At 42.5% G+C, this 23476-nt stretch carries 24 protein-coding genes; 3 read left to right on the plus strand and 21 right to left on the minus strand.

What is annotated here, in order from left to right; all coding sequences use genetic code 11:
• Window positions 1-89: 89 nt before the first annotated feature.
• The 6 genes from AC6CIB_RS07925 to AC6CIB_RS07950 form a co-directional block, all read right to left on the minus strand.
• Entirely contained in the window at window positions 90-764 is a 675-nt protein-coding gene (locus AC6CIB_RS07925; protein WP_498279419.1) for a lysoplasmalogenase, read from the minus strand.
• A gap of 348 nt (window positions 765-1112) precedes the next feature.
• Complete coding sequence (locus AC6CIB_RS07930) at window positions 1113-1430, minus strand: hypothetical protein (RefSeq protein ID WP_498279421.1); 318 nt, start codon at window positions 1428-1430, stop codon at window positions 1113-1115.
• A gap of 55 nt (window positions 1431-1485) precedes the next feature.
• A complete protein-coding gene (locus AC6CIB_RS07935; RefSeq protein ID WP_498279423.1) occupies window positions 1486-1692 on the minus strand; it encodes a hypothetical protein in 207 nt (68 codons plus the stop codon).
• Between the two features lie 454 nt (window positions 1693-2146).
• Window positions 2147-2329, minus strand: coding sequence for a hypothetical protein (locus AC6CIB_RS07940; protein WP_498279425.1), 183 nt, complete (start codon window positions 2327-2329; stop codon window positions 2147-2149).
• Window positions 2330-2377: 48 nt separating this feature from the next.
• Window positions 2378-2785 (minus strand): YbaN family protein, encoded by a 408-nt coding sequence (locus tag AC6CIB_RS07945; protein WP_498279427.1) that lies wholly within the window; start codon window positions 2783-2785, stop codon window positions 2378-2380.
• A 576-nt stretch (window positions 2786-3361) separates the two neighbouring features.
• Entirely contained in the window at window positions 3362-4684 is a 1323-nt protein-coding gene (locus AC6CIB_RS07950) for an ATP-binding protein (protein WP_498279429.1), read from the minus strand.
• A gap of 305 nt (window positions 4685-4989) precedes the next feature.
• Here AC6CIB_RS07950 and AC6CIB_RS07955 point away from each other — a divergent pair, with 305 nt between their 5' ends.
• Together AC6CIB_RS07955 and AC6CIB_RS07960 are read left to right on the plus strand one after the other, a co-directional pair.
• On the plus strand, window positions 4990-5754 hold the full coding sequence (locus tag AC6CIB_RS07955) for a carbon-nitrogen hydrolase family protein (protein WP_498279431.1): 765 nt from the start codon (window positions 4990-4992) through the stop codon (window positions 5752-5754).
• 346 nt (window positions 5755-6100) lie between these two features.
• A complete protein-coding gene (locus tag AC6CIB_RS07960) occupies window positions 6101-7036 on the plus strand; it encodes an iron-hydroxamate ABC transporter substrate-binding protein (protein WP_498279433.1) in 936 nt (311 codons plus the stop codon).
• Between the two features lie 173 nt (window positions 7037-7209).
• On the opposite strand, the gene AC6CIB_RS07965 is transcribed toward AC6CIB_RS07960, so the two are convergent.
• From AC6CIB_RS07965 to AC6CIB_RS08020, 12 genes are all read right to left on the minus strand, one after another.
• Entirely contained in the window at window positions 7210-8613 is a 1404-nt protein-coding gene (locus AC6CIB_RS07965; protein ID WP_498279435.1) for a sensor histidine kinase, read from the minus strand.
• Entirely contained in the window at window positions 8603-9307 is a 705-nt protein-coding gene (locus AC6CIB_RS07970; protein ID WP_498279437.1) for a winged helix-turn-helix domain-containing protein, read from the minus strand. Before AC6CIB_RS07970 ends, AC6CIB_RS07965 begins: the two co-directional genes overlap by 11 nt.
• Before the next feature lie 125 nt (window positions 9308-9432).
• Complete coding sequence (locus AC6CIB_RS07975) at window positions 9433-10311, minus strand: hypothetical protein (protein WP_498279439.1); 879 nt, start codon at window positions 10309-10311, stop codon at window positions 9433-9435.
• Between the two features lie 136 nt (window positions 10312-10447).
• Window positions 10448-11332, minus strand: a complete 885-nt coding sequence (locus tag AC6CIB_RS07980) for a peptidylprolyl isomerase (protein ID WP_498279441.1) — start codon at window positions 11330-11332, stop codon at window positions 10448-10450.
• A gap of 180 nt (window positions 11333-11512) precedes the next feature.
• A complete protein-coding gene (locus AC6CIB_RS07985) occupies window positions 11513-12781 on the minus strand; it encodes a S1C family serine protease (protein WP_498279443.1) in 1269 nt (422 codons plus the stop codon).
• A 792-nt stretch (window positions 12782-13573) separates the two neighbouring features.
• On the minus strand, window positions 13574-14230 hold the full coding sequence (locus AC6CIB_RS07990; RefSeq protein ID WP_498279445.1) for an HAD family hydrolase: 657 nt from the start codon (window positions 14228-14230) through the stop codon (window positions 13574-13576).
• Between the two features lie 18 nt (window positions 14231-14248).
• Complete coding sequence (locus tag AC6CIB_RS07995; protein ID WP_498279447.1) at window positions 14249-14989, minus strand: GntR family transcriptional regulator; 741 nt, start codon at window positions 14987-14989, stop codon at window positions 14249-14251.
• A 65-nt stretch (window positions 14990-15054) separates the two neighbouring features.
• Window positions 15055-15870, minus strand: a complete 816-nt coding sequence (locus tag AC6CIB_RS08000; protein ID WP_498279449.1) for a PfkB family carbohydrate kinase — start codon at window positions 15868-15870, stop codon at window positions 15055-15057.
• Between the two features lie 6 nt (window positions 15871-15876).
• Window positions 15877-16764 (minus strand): carbohydrate ABC transporter permease, encoded by an 888-nt coding sequence (locus AC6CIB_RS08005; protein ID WP_498279451.1) that lies wholly within the window; start codon window positions 16762-16764, stop codon window positions 15877-15879.
• 2 nt (window positions 16765-16766) lie between these two features.
• Window positions 16767-17651 (minus strand): carbohydrate ABC transporter permease, encoded by an 885-nt coding sequence (locus tag AC6CIB_RS08010; protein ID WP_498279453.1) that lies wholly within the window; start codon window positions 17649-17651, stop codon window positions 16767-16769.
• Between the two features lie 62 nt (window positions 17652-17713).
• Window positions 17714-18994 carry an ABC transporter substrate-binding protein gene (locus AC6CIB_RS08015; protein ID WP_498279455.1) on the minus strand — a complete coding sequence of 427 codons (1281 nt, stop codon included), beginning with the start codon at window positions 18992-18994 and terminating at the stop codon, window positions 17714-17716.
• A 60-nt stretch (window positions 18995-19054) separates the two neighbouring features.
• Window positions 19055-20029, minus strand: a complete 975-nt coding sequence (locus AC6CIB_RS08020; protein ID WP_498279457.1) for an SIS domain-containing protein — start codon at window positions 20027-20029, stop codon at window positions 19055-19057.
• A 405-nt stretch (window positions 20030-20434) separates the two neighbouring features.
• Between AC6CIB_RS08020 and AC6CIB_RS08025 the strand changes: the two genes are divergently transcribed.
• Window positions 20435-20665 carry a hypothetical protein gene (locus AC6CIB_RS08025; protein ID WP_498279459.1) on the plus strand — a complete coding sequence of 77 codons (231 nt, stop codon included), beginning with the start codon at window positions 20435-20437 and terminating at the stop codon, window positions 20663-20665.
• A gap of 60 nt (window positions 20666-20725) precedes the next feature.
• Here the strand turns inward: AC6CIB_RS08025 and AC6CIB_RS08030 are convergent, their stop codons facing one another.
• From AC6CIB_RS08030 to AC6CIB_RS08040, 3 genes are all read right to left on the minus strand, one after another.
• Window positions 20726-21565 (minus strand): manganese catalase, encoded by an 840-nt coding sequence (locus tag AC6CIB_RS08030; protein WP_498279461.1) that lies wholly within the window; start codon window positions 21563-21565, stop codon window positions 20726-20728.
• A 112-nt stretch (window positions 21566-21677) separates the two neighbouring features.
• Window positions 21678-22811, minus strand: a complete 1134-nt coding sequence (locus tag AC6CIB_RS08035; protein WP_498279463.1) for a zinc-dependent alcohol dehydrogenase — start codon at window positions 22809-22811, stop codon at window positions 21678-21680.
• A gap of 34 nt (window positions 22812-22845) precedes the next feature.
• On the minus strand, window positions 22846-23469 hold the full coding sequence (locus AC6CIB_RS08040) for a DUF421 domain-containing protein (protein WP_498279465.1): 624 nt from the start codon (window positions 23467-23469) through the stop codon (window positions 22846-22848).
• Between the last annotated feature and the right edge of the window lie 7 nt (window positions 23470-23476).

Here is a 23476-nt window from a genome sequence, read left to right on the forward strand (position 1 = left end):
ACGTTTCTTATATAGAAAAAGTTTGGATTTTTTTACAATTTGTCAAAAAAACACGCCTGGCGAGACTTCTCGACAGACGCAAACGCTGTTTACATGTTGATACTTTTTCCTTCTACATACCTGACTGAGTTCCCTAAGCTTGCGAGGCTGGTGGCAATCAGGAATTGCGCCGAGTAGTAGGTTATCATGATCAAGACATCCGAATAAGGGATGGCTGACACGAACCTATTCCATGACAGGATGGAGTCGGAGATGACAAACAATATGCTCCCGACAATAGCCCACTTGTTTCCGGTCAGGATAGCGGATAGGGCCATCATGGAAATGATTAACATGTAGGCAACGACCGGGATCACGAGTCCCTCATTTCCTTCCGTTAGCAGTGAAGTAATCAGTTCGCGGCCAATGAAGAAGGAATACAACGCAATCGGCAATAAGGCGGCGAGGCGCATCTTGTTCATACTGGACATTTTCAAGAAGCCCGATAAATAGAATAGATGTCCGACCAGGAATGCCCCAAGTCCTGCAACAAATGACACGGCGATAAACCCGTCGCCAAGTATGCAGAAAAACAGGCCGATCATGATGAGGCGCATGGCCGGAGATGGTTTGGAGGGCAGCTGACGGAATGCGTAGAGAATGATGAGTGCCATTGGGATCAGCTTAAAGACGATTTTCAGTGTCAACAGTTCTGGAGGAATGATGAATATGTAGATGGCGGCCATTATTCCGATAAGAGTGGGGAAGATCCATTTTTTCAACATCGTTCACATCCTATGTATGCGATTTTTTTAGTCCTTTGACATATATATACTTGCTTTTGGGATCGGATTCCTTCTTTGAGCAGGTTAACTAGCTGGTGGAGTCCTATTTTAGTCTGTAAACCAGCTTCTCTTTAACAGTGAGAGCTATAATCGTGCCGGATTTGAAATAATCATGCCGGTTTCAGATTAATTGTGCCGGAATTTGATTTATTAAGCCGCTTTTTCACATATTTGATCCTCCGTGTCAAATTTTCTTGATGCTGCTCGCCTTCCTCATAAAAAGAGCTCGCATAATAAAAAAATGAACGCAAGGACCTCTCATGAGATGAGTGGTCCTTGCGTTATTCATTAGAATGAAGTTGACTTTTTAATTATTTCTCCCCCAGGGCTTACACTATAATGAGCAACTGAGTTGGTTGCTGAGCCTTCTCTAGTAAGCCCATCTTTATAGTTAAACGTAATTTCCCATGCCTTTGAATAACTACTGAAATTGGTTTCTTTAGAAAGGAGTTCCATTTCATCCATACTGATTTTCTTACGGCTTGTTTCATTATGTTCCTTTACATCTTTTTCAAATTGTTCCATGGCAATGGCTTCAGCTTTCTCACTGCTGATGACTTCCGTTCCATCATTCGAACAACCTAATAGTGAAAGGACTGCTATCAAGCTTACAACGGTAATCATTATTTTTTAAAAATGAAATTCCCCTCTCCCCTCAGACTTATACATTGGGACCGCCACCTGAATGGTGATTCTGATTCATGGCTTGCTGGGAATGTCGTGCCGACTTTTCGTATGCTTCATCCCTGGGATTTCGGGACGTATTCTTTATGCTATCTCCGTAAAACTCCATCTTCCTAGAACCGATCCAAATCCTAATACCAAAGTAAAGGATTAGAATTCCGACGAAAATAAAAAAATACATCATTTTGTTTCCCCCTCCTTACTCTTTATGTTCGGTTAATGTAAATTATTTCAAATATTGTGGTGTAGGGCAACACCTATTCAGAGATGCACCAAGGGGACAGGTTCCTTGGCTCCATTTAAGTGGCACAGGTGTGGTTCCATTGCATTTCCCATAAATCTTATCGAAATTTTTCGATGAAAAACCCTAAGATTGTCTGTTTTATCTGGGAAATCGATATTTCATGGGCACGCAGACCGATTTTGGGGTTGAATCGTGGAGTGGGGAGGACCGTGGCTTATTAATCATACCGGTTTCGAGGACAATCATGCCGGATTTGAAGTAATCAAGTCAGCTTTAGAAAAATCGTGCCGGAATCCCATTTACGACTTTCGTTCATAATCATGCCAGGTTGTCGAATGTTCTTTATCTTGTAATTAAAAAAGACTCGTCTCATCGACGGGTCTTTTAGGCTGTATCATTTCAAAGGAATAAAATATTTCTCCATTTCCCTTTCAGAGATAATCATTCTCGTGGATAAGTCTTTCGTTCGTAAAACAAATTCCTTGATGCCAATATACTCAGATTCAGCAATCAAATAAAAGTTGGCCCCCTTTTTGAACCCTCTGAAATCGCTTTTTAATTGATATCTTTTCAGCATTGTCTCTAGTAACTCCTTGGTTCATTACAAGCCCGTAATCCCCATAGATCACTTGCTCTCCTCCACCTGATACGAATCCGGATATATCGTCTCGATTTTCTTAATAAAATAATAATGCTTATAAAATGCGAGCCCGATTAAAATGATCCGAACGAACAGGATATCCACGAAAACTACTGAGAGCAGAATAAAGAAATCAGCCGTCACGTTGATCCTGATTTTCTCTCTACGGGTCATTCCCTTTTTTTGAAGGAAGGCTAAAACATATTTCTCATATATGGTTGTGCTCTTAAACCAACGATCGATCCTCTTGGAGCTTTTCGCAAAGCAAAACGCGGCAAACAAGTAAAACGGACCGCCCGGCAGAACCGGAAGCACAGTGCCGGCAATCCCCAACACCAGGGATATCGACCCAAGCAGCATAAACAGGATACTTTTCACCTTTTTTAGTGTCATGATTGATTTCCCCTACCATTGCTATAGTAATAGACTTTTTTTCTACTTCATTTCCACATTCATTGTACTATAAATATAACAGGAAGATCCGGGTAGTTGTTTAGGGGATTTTTGTAAATTGTGACGATTACTGGGCGGTGAAGAAAAGGGTCCTATCATGGTCTTGGACCAGCATACAAATTTCGACAAACGGATCATAAAAGGGGAAAAGTGGTTCATAAATCAGATTTTCGGATCATAAAGTGCCGAAGCCGGTTCATAAATTCGAAGAACGGATCATAAAGTACCGGAATCGGATCATAAAAGTTAAAAGAGGGTGAACCACTAAAGGATTTCCCCCTCCAATGACTCCTTACAGCCGTATAATCGCGTTTAATAAACATACAAGTAAAAAAATGGATCCTATTCTCACAAAAAAGGGATTATGCACGTCATTTAAAGAATTTTTCACCAGGTTACTCTCCCGTCCTCTATACTGGCTACCTCACGGAACGAATAATTAAATATATCATCCTTCTCCCAAGAGCTCATATCCATTCCCCAAAACCAAGGTCCGTCCCTCACTCTACTAAAGCATTAACGCAGTGAGGGACGGACCTCTGTTGTTTGTTTAACGCTACTTACCTTTCCCTTTCCTTTATAGATCGGGAAGGATAGGATCACAGAGGTTCCTTTGTTGGGTTTGCTTAGGACTTTGATGGTGCCTTTCATGCCTTCTACTAGTTGGAAGACGGTCATCATGCCGAGGCCCGTCCCATTCTTGCCTTTCATGGAGAAGTAGGGTTCCCCGAGGCGCATGAGTTGTTCCTTGGTCATCCCGATTCCCGTATCATTAATGACAACGAATACCTTGTCTCCTTCCTGGTAGCTGAAGATTCTTAGTGTACCACCCGTTTCCATTGCCTCCAGCCCGTTTTTCATCACGTTGATGAGGATCTGCTGAAGCTTGTTGGGGTCGCCTATAATGGAATGGTGATGGAGGATGCTCGCCTTTAGGATGATCCCTTTTTTGATCGCCAGGGGCATGATGATTTCCTTCGATCGGTTGATCTCATTCCGGATCTTCACTTCCATCTCAAGCTCCGGGTGTGGCCTGGCAAAGTTTAAGTATTGATTGATCACCTCCGTGGCACGGTCGATTTCACTGACGGCAACCTTTGAAAGCTCACTATTGGTACTTACGTTCGAAGGATCCTCATTAATCAGCTGAAGAAAGCCCTTCACCGTTGTCAATGGATTCCGTACCTCATGACTCATGCTGGCAGCCAAGTGACTGACCACCTGCATTTTCTCATATTTAATCGCTTCTAACTGAAGAGTATAGATCGTTCGAATCATTTCACATAAGTAAAAGACAAAGAACGTCGACCCGCTCAGGACAGCCGAATAGACCAGGAACGAGCTCGTGTAATCGAAATCAAAGATCATGGACGGAATCCATAACGAAAGGACCGAGTAACCGAACGACAACAAGGTATACCAGTATACCCTCGTCTTCCATGCTTTGTTCTCCCATCTCGGACGCATATACATAATCACAAACGTGAAGAGAATCGCCATGATCACCGTAACCACTAATCCCGGCCCCAGCATCGGAGCACGCACCGCAATCATCGTGACAGCAAGCCAAGGTAAGACCCGGTTCCCACCGTAAATCCCCCCCAATAGAAATGGGATGAACCGCAAATCATAGACAAATCCATCTTCCAATCGAACTGACAAAGCGAGACTAAATAATAGAAGAAGCGAATTGGCCACATAGATCGACAGTGGTTTAATGTGGAGCTTATGTACTTTATTTCGGGAAAGATAATGAAAGCTTATAAGTAAAATCATGATCAAAATGACAAGGAGGTTAAGAAGTAAACCGGTCAATAACTCAGAATGATACATCGGCATCGCTTCCCTACTTTCGGTAATTTTTTAAAAATTATCAAAACTCACTTTTTAAATTCTATTATAACTGAAAATATAATCGATTTTGTTTTATAATTAAAAAGTCCCAACTTAACTTTTCGACAAAATTATGATGGTAACAGCATCGGGTATCCTCTGTAGTTCCATTCTCACCGTGCCGCCATATGATCCATGAAGGTTAACAATCATGGTTTTCTTGAGGTCTCCACGATGATGCGATTTTCACTTTTTTTTCATTCATTGGTAAACAGAATACTATCATTTCACTATCCAAAGGAGGATTTCATGTGAATAAATTAAGAGTAGCTCTGTTGCATTTGCTGCCCATAGCAGGTGACATCAAACACAATCAACGCCTAATTGAAAAGGCAGTTAAACAAGCAGCAGATCATGGGGTAGATTGGATTATAACCCCAGAATTAGCCGTTAGTGGTTTGCAATTTTCTCAGAAAGTGGGAACTGAGTGGATCAAGCCTCAACCTGATGAATGGATGACAAGTTTTTTATCACTCGTTCAGTCTTTGAATACGAATGTCTTTCTTGGTTGCCCTGAAAAGTCAGACAATGGAGCGCTTTATAATTCAGTGTTTGTGATAAACCGTGATGGTCAACTAATCGGAAAACAGAGGAAGGTCACAAGTATCACCGATGATTGGTCTACTTCTGGTACTTCCCTTGACCCAATCGATGTGGAGAATGTGAAAGTGGGCGTTTTAATCTGTGCAGATGCCTACACGAAAAATATCGCAGACACCTTTTCAGCTAAAGGAGCAGAGATCCTCATCGCCCCGTCGGCTTGGGGTCCAGGGCTGCACGGACCAACGGGTGAGTGGGAACAAAGATCCATCGATACGGGATTATGTGTATTGGTTTGTAATCGTACCGGAGAAGATGAGTCCGTTATCTTTTGGGAAGCGGAAAGCCTGGTGATCAAGAATGGCAAACACCTCCTCTCACACAAATCAACACAATCGGCCATTCTGACGTTTGATTGGGATTTAGACAAAATGGAGTTCATTTCACCGGGTTTTGATGTGGATTATGTCTGTTAAAGAGCCACAGGGACAGGTCCCTTGGCCCATAAAATCAGGACCTGCCCCCGGAACGTTAGAGTATACAGGGGCAGATCCCAGTAATTAACCTTTGATTAATATTACTAGTTTCAATAACCTTATTTTTCATGATATACGCTTGATACGATAAACCAGAAGCGCCTCTAATCAATTTTTAAAATAACGCCCCCCTGTCTTTAAAGCACCCCTCGTATAAAATAACTTCAATTAGAAATCCAACTTTAGAACCAATGTCAAATTTCATTGACAATGATAATCATTATTAGTATATTTAGAACTATAATGAGAATGATTATCACTATTAACTAGAAAGAAGGAAAACAAATTGAAAAAAATACTCATCCCCTTCCTGCTCATGGCAATCTTCATTCTTCATGCTTGTGGCAGCACTGAGACGGCAAAGACTGAACAAAAGGAAGAGAATGCTAATCAGAAATCAGCATCGGAAACCATTACATATCAATCAGAAAACGGCCCTGTTGAGGTACCTGCGAATCCTTCCCGTATTGTGGCGCTTTCGAACGCTCCAAACGTACTTGCCTTGGAAGGTAAAATTGTCGGTGTCGATGAATGGACGAATACGAATCCCCTTTTTCAAGAGAAGCTGGAGGGAATTGAAGTGGTATCCGATGAAAACATCGAGAAAATCGTTGAACTGGAGCCAGACCTTATCATCGTGGGATCCCACTTGAAGAACATTGATAAGATGAGTGAAATCGCTCCTACGGTTGCCTACACGTGGGGGAAATTGGATTACTTGGAACAGCAAATGGAAATCGGCAAACTTCTTAATAAAGAGCAGGAAGCAAAAGATTGGGTTCAAGATTTCACGACCCGTGCGGAAGAAACAGGGAAAGAGATTAAAGAAAAGATCGGTGAGGATGCCACTGTATCGGTCTTTGAATATGATACGAAGTCGGCTTACGTATTTGGGAACAACTGGGCTCGAGGCACCGAATTATTATATCAAACAATGAAACTGGAAATGCCTGAAAAAGTGAAAGAAAATGCATTAGGGCCAGGCTACTATGCCCTAAGCACTGAAGTTCTTCCAGAGTTTGCGGGAGATTATATCGTCCTTAGTAAAAACCAGGACGGTGACGGTTCATTTATGGAAACACAGACGTGGAAGAATATCCCTGCTGTTAAAAACAATAGAGTCCTAGAATTAGATACAAAAGCGATTACGTACAGTGATCCAATCACACTCGAATATCTTCTGGATATCTTTGAAAAAGCATTCCTTGAAGAGATGAACTGATTATATAAAAGATGAAAACCGTATGGATTTTTGAAATCCATGCGGTTTTTTACTTCAATGGAGAAACCAGCATCAAATAATAGCTAAGTAAGTCATAGAATCTTTACTTGATTCAATTACACCTGCCCTCCGCCGTAGCGGCAGGCTCCAATTCAATGAATGCTCACCCTCCCCTACAGCGGCAACCGAATCACAAACTTCGTACCCTTCCCTTTCTCACTGAAAACATCAATCGTCCCCTCATGCATCAGCACCAATTGCTTCACGATGGAGAGTCCGATGCCGAATTCACCGTATGGATTATTCGTCCGCGACAAGTCCGCTTTGTAAAACCTGCGCCAAATCGATTGGATTTCTTCGGGGTCCATGCCGATTCCAGTGTCTTCGATTTCGATGACGGTTTGTGTCCCGGAAGAGGAGCCGCTTAACGTGATCGTTCCTCCAGAGGTGAATTGGATGCTGTTTTTCGTAATGTTGATCAGTATTTGAATGAGCCGGTCATAATCGGCATGTATCTTTGCATCAGGATCTGCAAGAATAGTGATTTCGTTCCCTTTTTCTTCAGCCTGCAAATCGAGCTGCTCCTTAATGACTTCGAAGACATCCAGTAATGGTAAGGTTACTTTCGTGAGGGCTACCTGGTGGGAGCGGATTTTTTCATAGTCCAGGTTTTCGTTCACAAGTCTGATCAGCCGTCTGGTTTCCTGGCTTACGAGACCGAAGCTTTTCTCTTTCTGTTCTTCTGGGATCATGTCGTTTCTGATTCCCTCGATGACACCGCGAATCGTGGTCAGCGGGGTTCTCAGTTCGTGGGACACATCCGCCATGAACTGCCTTCTCCGGTTCTCCAGGTTATCGATTTCCTCTTTGGATGCCCGGAGTTTCGTGACCATATTATTAAAGTCTTCGGCAAGATCGCCGATTTCATCGAAGTTGGAGCTTGGGACTTGAACATCGTAATGTCCGGATGACACACGGGAAGTGGCATCCCGGATCCGCTGAATTCTTTTGACATGGAGCTTTGATAAGAACAAGCTGATCAAGAGTGAAATCGCGAGTGACAGAAGCACGATATACAGGAGATAGCGATTGATTTCACTCAGCATTTCCCTCGAGCCGCTGATCGGGGAAATCAAGATCAGGCCGCCAGCCAGCTGATCATTGATGATCCGCGGCATGATGACGAGAGATACAGCCTGGTCAAAACGTCCGAAATCTTTTTTCAGCGGGACGGTTTCACCGCGCTCGATTTTTTGCCACTCTTCTTTTGAGAGCTCGATCCGCGGGTACACGCCTCCCCTGGAGAAGGATACCTCCCCTTGTCGGTTAAACGTGATCACATCGATGTTCCGTGCATGAAGCAAGTTGCTGTATTCCTCCAGATAGAGAGGTCTTCTCGGACCTGGCCTTTCGAGGTCCGATAAAATCTTGTCTCCGTATGACCTGAGTTCCGTGACCTTATTTTCGTAGACAAGATTTTCGACATAATGGGAAAACAGGGTGCCAAGGATCAAGAAGGCGATGATGAGTACGCTTGTATGGCTGAGAAGCAGCTGATAAAGATATCTAAATTTCATCCCCGGCCGCCGTCTCATCGAATTTATACCCTACCCCCCAGACCGTATGCAGGTACGGCTTCTCCTTGCTGCCGATTTTGTTGCGAAGCCGCTTGATATGGACATCGACCGTCCGTTCATCCCCGTAGAAATCATACCCCCATACGCGTTCGAGAAGCTGTTCCCTCGAGAACACTTGACGTGGATGACGTGAAAGATAATAAAGCAATTCAAATTCTTTCGGCGTCAGATTGGTAAGCGGAACACCCTTAAGAAGAACTTCACGGGTTTCCTTACTGATTTGGAAGTCAGCCGTCGAGACATCGTGATTTCCTGACGCACTGTTTTTCTCCCCTTGATACCGCCGTGTGACAGCCCGTATCCTTGCCATCAGGGCAAGGGGCGAGAAGGGCTTGGTCACATAATCGTCGGCACCGAGTTCGAGCCCGAGCACCTGATCGGATTCACTGTCCTTCGCCGTCAGCATGATGACAGGGATCTGTGACCGTTCCTCCCTGATTTTCCTGCAAATGGTGACCCCATCCATCCCTGGAAGCATCCAGTCCAGGATGATGAGATCCCAATCACTTTCTTTATAACGCCGGTACCCTTCAGCCCCGTCGTGGACAAACTCTCCTTGAATCCCTTCTTTTATAAAAAACATCTCCAGCATGGACGTGACACTTTTATTGTCTTCTACTACCAGCACGTTCATCAACATCGCTCCTTTCCCGACTTCTCTCTATTTAAATTATAGTCGTTTTCACCCCTCGGTTCTATCTATTTCCCCCTAATGAAAAACCCCCGCTCACTTGGCGGGGATTTCCTGTCAGGGTTGTCCTATAATGTGTCACTTTGGGATTCGGCTGATGGTACTTCACTCTGTTCTGCCTCAGGCGCAGATTCATGAGTGCCTTTTCCATGTCCAGGATCGCCGTGATGGCTCTTACCGCCCATGTGGAAAAAGAATCCCTCTTCCTTATTGAATGGGAAGAAATCCAGTTTTTTCGCTTCATCGGCATGATAGGTCATGATTTCTTCCATCAGTTCTTTTGTCGTTTTGCCTTCTGTTTCAATGCCCAGTTCTTTGGCGGCTTTTAAAATGGAGGCTTCAAAAACCTCTTGTTTCAATTCATGATGCTCTTTTCCTTCTGTCTCAATTCCAAGATCCTTTGCCTGTTTCGCAATTGCTGCTTCCCTGACTTCATCTGCCAGTTCGTCCAGATCCTTGCCCTCAGTCTCCACTCCAAGTTCTTTTGCCTTCTGTATCACCAGTACTTCCCTTATCTCTTGAGCAAGCTCCTCCTGGTCTTTTCCTTCAGTTGAAATCCCCAGCTCTTTCGCTTTTTCGCTCATTTCCGCTTGGCGTATTTCTTCCATCACTGCAGGGTGATCTTTCCCTTCGGTTTCAATCCCTAATGCGTTCGCTCTTTTTTCAAGTTCGGCATCCATAATCTCTTTGGCCAATTCCCTTGAATCCTTATCGGTGCTGTCGATTCCGAGCTCTTCTGCTTTTTCCTTCAACTGTTCCTCATTCAGATGGAGCTTCCCATGTCCACCGCCGCGATGTGCGCCAAATGCCCGATCAGTCTCTTTGCTGACAACCGCCGAGTCGTTTGTCTTCGCAGTGTCCTCCTCAGCAGCAAAGGCTGGAAGAGCCCCCAGGATCCCGACAGATAATGCACCTGTCAGTACATACGTGAGTGTTTTCTTATTCATTTTATTTCCTCCTTTTTTTGTGTTGCAGGTATCGAACCCACTTATGTAGCTGACGATGAAGTCAGGATTCAATCCCCTGCCATATCATTTTCTCCAGAAGCTATGGCCAAATTATGAACAAACATTTGCCTGTTCATTAACTTTTCAATATATTTTCGACCTTGTACTCCTCTTTTTGTTCCTCAAGCCAAGTCCCGTACTCCGTTTGTAGTGCCTGATCAAACAGAATATCCTTTATTTCCTCTTTATGATTTTCAAGAACCGCATCTTTCGCTTCTTTTTTGTCTGTCACGTTGATGATATGGAAACCAAACTCCGTCTTAACAGGCTCACTGATTTCCCCCGTCTTCATGGCAAACGCCTTCTCATCAAATTCGGACACCATTTCACCTTTTGCAAAATAGCCCAGCTCCCCGCCTGATTCGGCATTGGAAGTATCAGTGGAGTATTCTTTGGCAAGCTCCGCGAAATCCCCACCGTCATCAAGCTTGTCCTTCACTTCTTTTGCCGTTTCTTCATCCTCTACAAGAATATGGCTTGCCTGTATCTGCTCTTCTTCGGCAAACGAGTCTTTATTCGCTTCAAAATATTCTTTTATCTGATCATCTGAAATAGAGACTCTGTCCTTCAGCAATTTTTCTGTTAACAAAAAGGATTGGATATTCTCTTTGACACTATCAAGACTCGCTCCGCTTGAGGCCAATGCCTCATTGAATGCCTCTTCGCCCCCATATGAATCTTTAATTGTCTGCAGTTCCTCATCTATTTCACTGTCCTTGACTTTGATTTCTTGTTTGTCACTCTCAAGCTCCACAATCTTCTCGGCAATCAGTGTATCCAGGGCTGCTTCCCCATACTGGTCCACAAGCGTCGTATACAAGTCTTCTTTACTGATCGACTTGCTTCCCACCTTCGCCACCACTTCCTCCTTCGAAAAGCCAAACATGGCAAGCATCGTGCCGACGACGACAATGCCCCCTATTACACTCCATGATGTGATCGTACGCTTCTTTTTATTCACTCACTCGTTCTCCTTTGTACTCATTTTCCGGTGCCTATTTTCGCTTCATTTTGGTACCAGGTACAATTTACATGATTTGTGCCTGGTACAATCCACTTAATTTGTACCTGGTACATTTCACTCCATCTGTACCTGGTAAAACCCACCCGATTTGTACCAGGCACCACACAACCAAATCTATTAGTTAATCATTGCATTACTAGTCAGAGTCAAACTGATTGTCATTTCTTCATCCCCACGGAAGATGGTCAAGTCAACCTGATCTCCTACCTTCAGGTCAGCATACAACTGCCTTCTCAAGTCGGCCACGTCCTCTATTGATTGACCATTAAGCTCCGTGATGACATCACCCTCTTTGATCCCGGCTTCTGATGCCGCTGAGGTTTCATCGATACTTGCAACAATCACACCTGCTTCCACTTCATTAGGCAAATCCTTCAGGTAATTGCGGGGAACTTCGGCAAGATTCGTCATTCCGATTCCGATATACGGCCGCTCCACTTTTCCCGTTTCGATGATTTCATTGACGATCGGCAGGAAATCCTTACTTGGAATGGCAAAGCCAAGCCCTTCTACTCCTGAATTGGAGATCTTCGCGCTGTTGATCCCGATCAACTCACCCTTTGAATTCAGAAGCGCCCCTCCGCTGTTACCCGGATTGATCGCCGCGTCTGTTTGGATGACATTCAATTCAGATTCACCTGCAGATGTCTGCACCGGAATGGTACGGTCGACGGCACTGACAATTCCTTGTGTAACAGTCCTTGATAAATCGAGGCCGAGGGGGTTCCCGATGGCGATGACCTGTTCACCGGCACGCAACGCACTGGAATCCCCCACTTCCAACAGGTTGTCCGCATATTTACCATCGATCTTCAATACAGCAAGGTCTGTCAGTGGATCTGCCCCGACCAGCTCCGCGTTGGTTTTTTCACCGTCATAGAGAGAAACCTCAATCGTTGAAGCACCTTCAATGACATGGTTGTTGGTGATAATATAAGCACTTTCCCCTTCTTTCTTGAAGAGAACCCCTGAACCTGTCCCTGCTTGAGCATCTTGTGAACCACCAGTGGAGCGGTTACTTTGCTGCTGATAATTGACGATCCCGACAATCGATTCAGAGGCATCTTCCACGATATTCGCCACATCGCCCCCAGTTGACACTGTAGTGGGAGTGATTCCTGAATCAGCCGAAGCTTCTTCATGCTCGGTGGTCCCTGCTGGCTGTTCGATGCTCGGCTGGGACAGGTTCTGATAGTAGTCGGTTTGAGGTAATACCGTCAGTGTTAGGACCGAACCGATGATCCCCGCTCCCACAGTGGATAGAAATCCTCGTCCTTTAAAAGGTTTTTTCGGCTTCTCGCTTCTTTGCATATCCTCTTTATTCCTAGCTTCATTGTCTGATTCTATATGCTTCATTTCTTCATTTTGATTGTTATGTTCTAGCATTTTGTTTCCTCCTCCATTTATTCTGCTCGGTTGAACTCTGCTGTTGATTTCATCTTAGAAGGAAATTATTACGAAACTATGAACAATCTATGTACAGGATGGGAAGTTTTTTGGGATGAAGTATGTTTTTTGTAAAAAAAGAACCACCAAATGGACTGGTGGTTGAGCAAGTTTATTTATGATTGGCTGTGTTGAACACCGCTGTTGAAATTGGTACCTAACCTTCTGGCACATAAACTTCATCTTATCAGGGAACAGAGTTGTAAGAACCTGAGGTCCGTCCCCCTATTTTCACGACTATCTTAAATACATGCTTGCCCCTGAGGGACCTATCACGTGCTGACTCACAAATCGAAATGAGCCAACGGACATGCAACCATTTATCTTCAAGAAAATAACAAGCCATTGCCTGATGATCGCAATGGCTTGTTATTCCGATATTTCGTCTATTTCTCTGCTTACCATTCATTTTAAGTATCCAATTCATTGACCTGCGATACCTTCTCCGATTTCTTCAACCATAGAAGGCAAAGCAAAGAAGGTTCCAACTTTCCTATTCATCAGAAGCCACTGCCAATTAAACAATACCTACATTTTCATTTCTGAAGGAGGCAGTCATGAATAATTGAATCATACAACTAATTCCAATCTTGAGTAGAAAATAAAGAGGCAATCTGATCTTTATTTGGAGGTGATGCATGTCTACACGTATGACCATTCACATGTAGACCGCATACAGTCTATTGTATAAACCTAACACTAAATTTCATGAAGTATGCGGGGAATGATTATTCATTTCTTCTCTTCTAGCAATTGGTAGAAAGGTACATCATTCATGGAGTTCAATCTTTGTTTCACATTTGGAAACTTCAGATGCCGGGTCGTATGATTGGGGACAATGATACATGTTAAACCAGCCTCAACTGCAGCCAATGCTCCATTTGCAGAATCTTCAAATGCAAGGCACTCTGAAGGCGACACACCCAAGTCTTCTACAGCTAACTTATATAAAGCAGGATTCGGCTTTACGAATTCCACATCATCCGACGTTCTAATGGTTTCAAAATAATCGATCAGATTAAGGTTCGTTAAATGATCCGTCACCCACTTGTTGGTAGAACTTGATGCCAGTCCAATCCTTAGCCCTTCGGCTTTCGCGGCATTCAAGTATTCAATAACACCTGGCCGTGCCTCGAGAGCGCTTACCCGTTCAGAAAATTTTTGTTGGTTTTGGACTTTCCATAGCTCGCGGTCTACCTTCGCTGAAACCAGTTCCCTTTCTAATAAATCAAATATAGAGAATTTGCTTTTTGAACCGATATTTTCAATCCATTCTAAATATGGAAATTCAATATTATGGTCACTAAACATTTCTTGAAATATTTCCACATGAAGGGTTTCCGTATCTAAGATCAGCCCATCAAAATCAAAAATAACTGCTTTAAACATCCCTTTCATCCTCTTTATTTAATTTTGGTTAATGATATGTTCCAATCTTAATTTCACCCGTTCAGCAATTAAATAGTATTTTGAATAATGGACAGGTGCATCATGTTCACCGTAAATCACTTTATCCACCAATATGAGCAAATTTAAGCTATTCACCTTTAAGTGTCCTTGTATTTCTTCATCAGGATGAACAAACTCCAAGTTCTTATTTACTTTTTTAAACTCTATTCCATAATCATCATGAATAATGGTGAAGGTGGAACTTTCAGGAGTGATTTTTTCTTCGATGCCTGGATAAAGGGCAGTCGGTAAATAGGCAAAGTCCAGGCTTAATGCCTGATCATTGCGATAAACTTTTCTTACCAGTTCTATATATTCATCGTATTGACTTTCAAAAATGCGGTCTAGATCCTTATTACTTTTCACTCTCTGGATTGAAATGATATCTTTCGTAATGGTATCATTTTCGGTTGTTAATCCTTCTGAAAAACCTTGCAAATCTAACAAATGAATTTCTTTTCTTGGAGCGCTTACAAACGTTCCTTTACCTCTAACAATTTTTAGCGTGCCTTCCTCTACTAATTCCTTGATGGCACGTCTAATGGATATACGGCTTGCCTTAAACAAATCCCCCAGCTCTTTTTCCGTTGGGATTCGATCTCCTTCTTTTAGTCCATGGCTATCAATATATTGGGTAAGGCCGGTCATTATTTCTTCATATAAGTAAAGCTGATCTCGATTAAGATTGTCTTTTTCCATTGTCAACGCCTCAATATCTCAATTTTACAATAATTATACATGAACCACGGCCGAAATAAAATGAATTACATCTTTGCAGGGTAGCCAAACCCTCCATACTCTTGACATGTCCTTTCAGCAGAAATGGTCCCTTTTTCAATTGCCTTTTCAATGTCAACACTCTTCACATATTCGGTTAGAAAGCCAGCAATCAAACTGTCTCCTGCCCCCATTGTATCGACCACTTCAATGCTTCGTAATTTTTGTTTATAGATGTTTTGTTTATGAACAAATACCGCAGGCTCTCCTCCCCGTGTTAAACCAATAATTTTAAAGTCAAAAGGGGCAAGGCTTTCAATGAATTCATTAAGTTCTGCCTCAGATAGTTCTGCAGCCGAGAAGAAGGCAAAGGTTACATACGGAGCAATGGATGAGATATATTCCAGATCTTTTCGATTTGAAAAGTCATACGAAACGTTAAGCTCTTTAGCAATCTTAGGCAACTCACTTTCCATTGACGAATAGCAACTCACATGACAAATATCGAATTGCTTAAGGTAGTCAACTTCCTCTGAAATAAGTTGAATTTTAAACCGATGTTGGACAGAGTCTTTAGGACCTCCAACAAACACCCTATCATTATCTTCTGTAAGCGTCACTTTGGGTTGGCCGGTAATGCCAATAGCATCCCGTGAAAAATGAAAGTCAACTCCTTCTTGCTGCAATGACTTTTTAATATGTTTAGCAGGTTCATCCGTAGCAAAAATACCAATATAGCCAACAGTGCTCGCGCCATTGCGTTTAGCATTAACAGCGACATTAACACAATTCCCTCCTGGAAAATATTCGTTACGATCCAAATAGCAGTCTACAACATTGTCACCAACCGTAATTAATTTCATAGGTCACTATCCTTTCACCGAGCCTTCTGATAGGCCTCGTACTAAATATTTTTGCAGAACAATCAATAAAATAACCATCGGTACTGAAGCAATAACCATTCCAGATAATAAGACACCCCAATCGGTTCTTAAAGCATCCCTGAAGACCATTAAGCCGGATGGAATCGTTTTCAATTCACTAGAATTGATAAATACCGTTGCGAATAAGAACTCATTCCATGCATAAAAGGCGTTAATAATGACCGAAGTAATGACGATTGGAATAGATAAAGGCAAGTAGATTCTCCAATAGATCCCAAATTCACTACATCCATCAATTAAGGCAGATTCTGATAGCTCTTTTGGTACAGTTATGAAAAAAGCGCGGATTAAGATAATCGTAAGAGGAAGTCTATAAGCAACATACGTTAAAATTAACGCCCATCTCGTATCGATTAAGTTAAAGAATGTTAAAATCTCAAACAAAGGAATGAGAGCAACTTCTGGATTCATCATCAAACCACCAATGATAAATAGAAGAGCCGCATCAATCCAGCGATTCCGATATCGGGCCAAAACAAAGGCAGCCATCGTACCAGTCATTACCGTAAGGAGGATTGAAAAGCCAGTAACATAAGCACTATTCAAAAAGTAGTTTTGAATCCCTTTTTCCCAGGCCAATGCGTAATTTTCAAAGTGCCATTCACTAGGAAGTGCCCAAACGTTTGAATAAATTTCTTGATAACTTTTAAAAGAAGAGATAAACATCCAAAAAAGTGGGTATAAGATCATCAAGGCGAAAATCAATAATCCAAGAAAAACTACATTTCTGGATATACGTGTTTTAAGTGGCATGTACTTTCTTTGAGCAGCCGGGAAAATTGATTTTTCAGTTGTAAGATTTTCTAATTTCATCATCAATCTTCCTTTCCTGTTTTAGACACTTTGATTTGGACTAATGCAAAGATAGCCGACAACAAAAACATTAAAGTGGCGATCGAAGAAGCATAACCCATATTGTCCTTAAAGAATCCATTTTGATACATATGGACGGCTAATGTCATCGAGCTGTTACCAGGTCCTCCATTGGTTAAAATATAGGGTTCATTAAAGACCAAAATGGAACCAGTGACTGTAATCAATAGATTAACAAACATTGTTTCCTTTACTTGAGGAAGAGTAATGTGAAAGAACTGACGGATCTTCCCTGCACCGTCTATGTGGGAAGCTTCATACAATTCATTAGGTATTTTTTGAATAGCTACAATAAACAGCATGGTGATTAAGCCTATACTTTGCCATTGTGACATGGCAATGACACTATAGATAGCAGTCGTCGAATTACCAAGCCAAGGTTTTGCAAGATCACCGAGTCCAATTAACTCCAGAAAGCTGTTTAACAAACCTATTTGCGGATTATAAACAAAGCCAAACAAAAGCGCGATGACTGAAATGGAGATCATGACAGGGATAAAATAAATGACCCTTAGTGCTGGAGCGACTCTACGAAACATCTTATCTTCTAGAATACTTGCCAGTATTAAGGCAAAAAATATCTGAAAAATCACCGATACCCCTGCATATTTCAGATTGTTTAAGAATGCGATACCGATTACTTCATCCCGGAATAATTCTTTTATATTGCTTAAACCCACAAAACTTTTTGAATCTGAAAATACATTGAAATCAAAGAAGCTGTTATAAAAGTTTTGAATGAGTGGTATGTAAATGAAAACGCCTAAAAATAGGACGGTTGGTAAAAGGAATAAAATTGGCGTCAAAGACATTTTTTTTAATTTCATACGTATCACCCACTTTCAATATAATTAGAAAGCCCCGACACCCGAATGTCAGGGCCCTCCCTTTACTCACTCATTTTCGCTGCTTCTTTTTGAACCTCTTTCATAATATCTTCTGGTGTTTTTTGTTTCGTAGCCAGTTCCTGACCACCACGCATGAAGATATCAGCAATCGTAATATCAACCGCATTATCAAACCATGGTGCTGTATTGGATGCATCTAACACAATTTGATACGCTTCATAGCTGGTAGGACTGGTATTCTCTTCCGTGACACCATTTTTCACAGCATTTAATTGGCCATCTGCTTTCGTAAAGTCCTGAGCTGTTTCCTCAGAAGTCAAGAATTTCAGGAATTCAACCGCTTCTTTTGGAGCATCCTTGCTAAGCACCCAGCCTTCAGGAGCACCCGTCAGGGAATCCGCTCGTCCTTCTCCATCCTTTACTTCAGGGAAGTTGAAGAAACCAATTTCTACATCTCCAATGTCTTGAACCAAACCTACTTCAGCAAATTGCATATATAGAATCGGCACTTCTCCTGCGGCAAACATATTTCTTGCTGCTTCGTGATCAATGGCGGTAGAGACTTCTCCCATATAAGTAGTCAGCTCTTGGAACATCTCTAAACCTTGAATATATCCTTCATCTGTATAGGGTGAAGCACTTTCCAGTTTATAGTCTGCCTCGCGAACTTCAGGATCCACGACACGATCAAAGATCGTACCCATATAGTGAGAAATAGCCCATGCATTTGTTAATCCTTCTACAAGAGGAGTTTCATAACCAGCCGACTTTAATTGATCTAATGCATCAATCATCTCATCGTATGTCTCTGGAACCTCAATATTATTTTCCTCAAAGATTTGTTTGTTATAGAAGAAGGCTTTTCCATCTACTGTGAAAGGAATACCATATGTTACGTCATCAAATGTAAACCCTGCATACTGTGATTCAAGAATATTTCCACTCCATTCTTGATCTTCACTCATGATGTCATTTAGTCCTTTTATCCGGCCTGAGCTGACTAGATTTTCAGCAAAAGAGTCTGACCATGAAGAGAAAATATCTGGCAGGCCATCATTTGATACTAAAACTCTAACCTTTTCTTTATAAGAGTCATTTAAAACAGAATCGACATTAATGGTGACACCAGGATGCGATTCTTCAAACTCTTTGATTTTCTCATCATAGAATGATTTTCTCGGTTCATTGGGCCAACGGTGAAAGAAATCAATAACGACCTCATCCTCTTTAGATTCGGAACTTGAGTCAACAGATGAGTTACACCCTGCCAGAATACCAGCCGCGGTTAAGCCTACTAGAAGAAAGCTGAACATTTTTTTCATATTATCGCCTCATCCATACCGTTATTTTTAATAATAGATTCTACACCAATTAAATAATAATTAATACTCCATTTTCCACATGTATCTTCTTACAGATAGCGGGTGACCTGTATGTTCTGCTAATCCATCTGCATAAAGTCGCATGACAGGACCTGCCAAGGCTGGACCAAAATACTCTTTCAAGTCATCATCCACACCGCTGTAATCGAATTTGCTAACGTCTACTATTTCTACTTTCTCACTGTATTTTGTGACGAAATCCAGCGCCCGCTGATCTAAAGGCTTACTTGGACCTTCACCAACAATCATGAGGAAAGGCACATCATAATCCGTGATTTCAAAAGGACCGTGGAAGTATTCTCCTGAATGAATAGCATTTGAATTGATCCATAACATTTCCATTAGAAGGCAGCTAGTGAATGAGTATGCATGATGGATATAAGCGCCGCTTGCCATCGTATAAATGGTTTTCTCTCTCTTATTCCGCTTACCGAATTCAAAAGCTGCGTCTTTATACTTCTCCTGATTCGTTCCGATTAATCCTTCAAGATTGCTTAACTGATCAATTCCCCTATCATACTTTTCGTCACCTGTAAGGGTTTTCAATAGTTTAAAAATGAATGTGTAATAAATTCCGATTTCACCATCAATGGCATTTGATCCATCTTTGTAATTATAGTGAAGGATATATTCTGCTTCTTTGCAAAGTGGAGATTCTACATCCATAGAGATGGCAACAGTGAGAGCACCTATATTTCGAGCATATGTAGCTGCTTTAACTGTTTCCGGTGTTGTTCCAGAATGAGAACGTAAGATAACTAAACTGTTTTCATTCAAAGCTTTAGGATCCAAATGAACAAATTCATTAGAAGTATAAACAAAGCTAGGTTTTCCAGTATCTTTTGTGATGAAATAGTCACCAAAAGATAAGGAGGCCATTGATCCGCCGCAAGCTACGAAAAATACATTTTGAACATTTTTTTTCTCAATTGCGTTCATTACATTTTGAATTTGATTAACATGTTCTTGTTTCATTAAAGCCTTCTCCTTTCCATTGTTTTTAATTGCTGATTGGGATAATGAATGTGTCATAAAAGCACCTCCGAGATTTTATGATGTCTCATAACATCATATTGATAATTATAATACGTCATATGACGTTATAGGTCAACTGTATATTTAAAATTTTCTTAATATTTTCAATATACAAATTACGACATATTTCGCAGTTGTCTTATAAAGCAACACATGATAGCGAAGGAATTGCATATAAAAAAGACGTGCTTCTTACCTTTCAAAAGAAGCACATCTCTTTGTCTTTACTCTACCTGGCATATAATTTGGAGGTTTTTTCGAGCTGATTATGGGTAATTTAAGTGGAAACCCACAAGAAGAACCGTTGCTTATTATGGTGAAGTATTTGGAACGTGGAACGATCTGTTGACAGCTAAAGCCACTGTTGCAGGATATCAGATGCAGCTTAACCATGCAGGAGTTAATGAAGGACTGCATAGAGGGTGGGCAAGAAGAAATCAAGCAAGTGGAAAAACTTCTGAAGGAAAAGAGGATCGGATTGCCTCCCACACCTCCAGAGCCTCCATGCCTGCCTTGATGATATTCCGACTGGCGCCAGCAGGCCCGATTCTGCCATTGCAGCCGTTCTTTTTTTAGGTACTTTAATGACATGGACCGATGTAAGTAGTCAAATTCAACTTCCCCGGTTTTTTTTGATTATTTCATCATTGGGGGCATGGGCACGGTATCATGTACATATTTAGGAGCCGGGGCTAGTTTAGGTTTTGATCCGAATGGTCCAGGCTCACTGATATATTGAAAATTCGCTTTCCCGTCCATGCTCGGTCCGTGCGCCCATCGTCCCTCGGCACTCGCTTCCCCTCTGGATAGGTTATAAAGGTCGTAAGAAACAGCTTGCTTCTCAAGTTCCCTTGGGAACGTCGTCGGTACGACAATATCTCCTTCACGCTCCTCTAGTTCCGCGATGGCTGCTGCCCATTGATTCTGATGCGCTGTGTCACGGGCGATCAGGAAGGAAAGCGTATCACGGACACCTGGGTCATCACTCAGCTCATATAGTCTCACTGCCTGCAACCGGCCCATTGATTCTGCCGTTAAGTTGGCACGAAAATCGGCCAGGAGGTTACCGCTTGCACCGATATATGACGCTGTCCACCGATTTCCCACACTGTCCACCGGCATCGCACCCAGCCCGCTCACAATCACATGCTGTGGATTCATTCCACCCATCGCTGCCGCGAGAACCGGATTGCTCTTATACATCGCTTCCTGTTCAGATACGGGGGCACCATCCAGCAGGCGGGCAATAAGGGTGGCCAGTAATTCTACATGGGCTATTTCCTCCGTCCCGATGTCCAGGCACAAATCACGGAATTTTTTGTCCGCCCGTCCGTTGAATCCCTGGAATAAATATTGCATCATAACCGAAATTTCCCCGTATTGTCCACCTAAAATTTCTTGTAGCTGGTTCGCATAAGCCGGGTTGGGCTTGCATGGTTTTGCCTCATACTGGAGCTCTTTAATATGATAAAACACAGTCTCATCTCCTCTGTCTATCTCTCTTTTACAACACCCTTCCACTTTATGTAAGCGTATAGTGTCCCGTGAACAAAAATAAGGAGGGACACTAAATCCCTCCTAGTTACCGTTATGGCTTCAAGATGACTTTGATGCAGTCGTCTTCTTTTTGGTTAAATAGTTGATACCCTTTTGCCGCATCCTCAAGCTTAAGTATATGTGTGATGATGGAAGTGGAGTCGATTTCCCCTTTGACGATTTGTTCATAAAGGGGGGCCATATAGGATCTCGCAGGAGCCTGCCCCATTTTCAATGTAATATTACGGGCAAAGAATGCTCCAAGGGGGAACAGATTGTATAGACCGCCATATACCCCGGTCAATTGAACGGTTCCACACTTCCTGACAGCTTTGGTGGCGATTTGAATCGGTCCAATCGTTCCCCCTTGAAGTTTCAATTTCTGTTCCATATATTCAAGGGGTGACTTCTTCCCGTCCATGCCGACACAATCGATCACCACATCCGCTCCGCCCCTGGTCAACTCTTTTAACGTTTCCCCCATATCGTCGTATTGGGTGAAATCAAAGGCTTCCGTATGGTTCATCTTCTTTGAGTGACGTAAGCGATATTCGAAATAATCCACCGCGATGACCCTCTCTGCCCCTTTTTTCCAGGCAAACTGTTGGGCCATCAATCCGACCGGCCCACATCCCAAGACGATGACCGTGTCCCCTTTTTTCACACCGGCATTCTCTACACTCCAATAGGCCGTCGGGAGTACATCGGATAATAAGAGGAGCTCTTCATCCTCCAGTTCACAATTTTCCGGTACTAAAAAAGGGGTGTAGTTCCCGTATGGCACCCGGAGATATTCCGCTTGTCCCCCGGGATAATTACCGAACTTCTCCGAATACCCGAACAATCCTCCAGAGTCATAGTGGGGATTGGAATGATCGCATTGACTCTCCAAATGATGCTGACAATAGTGACATGTCCCGCACGCCACCGTGAAGGGGATGATGACACGGTCTCCCTTTTTTACTTTGGTCACGTCTTTCCCGACTTCCTCTACGATCCCCATCGGCTCATGTCCAATGACAAACCCGATCGGGAGTGGGAAATTCCCCTGGTAAAGATGCAAATCGGATCCACAGATGGCTGTTGATGTAATGTTGACAATGACGTCTTGTGAGTCTTGTATCCGCGGGTCCTCTACTCTCTTGACGGCTACGGAATTCTTTCCTTGATACGTGACTGCTTTCATGAACTTCCTCCATTCGCAGATTCCTGTCTTACTACTACTGAAGATGTTTTGGGGGAGGATTGACGGAGGAGTTCTGTTTGATCTCTTTAAACATATCTTCTCCTCCCACTTCCTGACTGACTGACCTCCTCGTGGAAGGTTGTACCTCAAGCATATTGATCAGTCTCTGTACTTGTGCCTGGAGTTGTTCGAAATCTTTCATCGTAACCGGCTTCGCCTGGGGCATCAATTCCACTCCGACTTGTCCATTCGGCTCAAGCGTCGCCCATTTCACATCAGAAAGTTTACTGACTCCCTGCTGTCTTAGTTTCATTTCAAATTGATCTACCGTCATTCGTAACTTCTTAAAATTCTTTTCAATCAATAGGCCATTTTCCATGAGAAGCTTGGATCTTCCAGTGATCATTTGTTCAACACGATCTGATTTCACCTGTAAATATTCCATGACCATCAGCGTTAAGACAAGAACAAGCCCGACACCTATCGTCGTCCAGATATTCCTTCCAGCTACCGGTTGAATTAATAATGACCCGATTCCGATCATAATGACCGTCTGTGCCAATGTCATCTGGGAAATCGACTTCCTCCCAGCCACTCTTAACAATAAGGTTCCCGCCAAAACAATGAGAATCGCTTTCCAAACCCAATCCAAATCCATTAGACAT

It is taken from the genome of Rossellomorea sp. GQ25 (assembly GCF_059758515.1).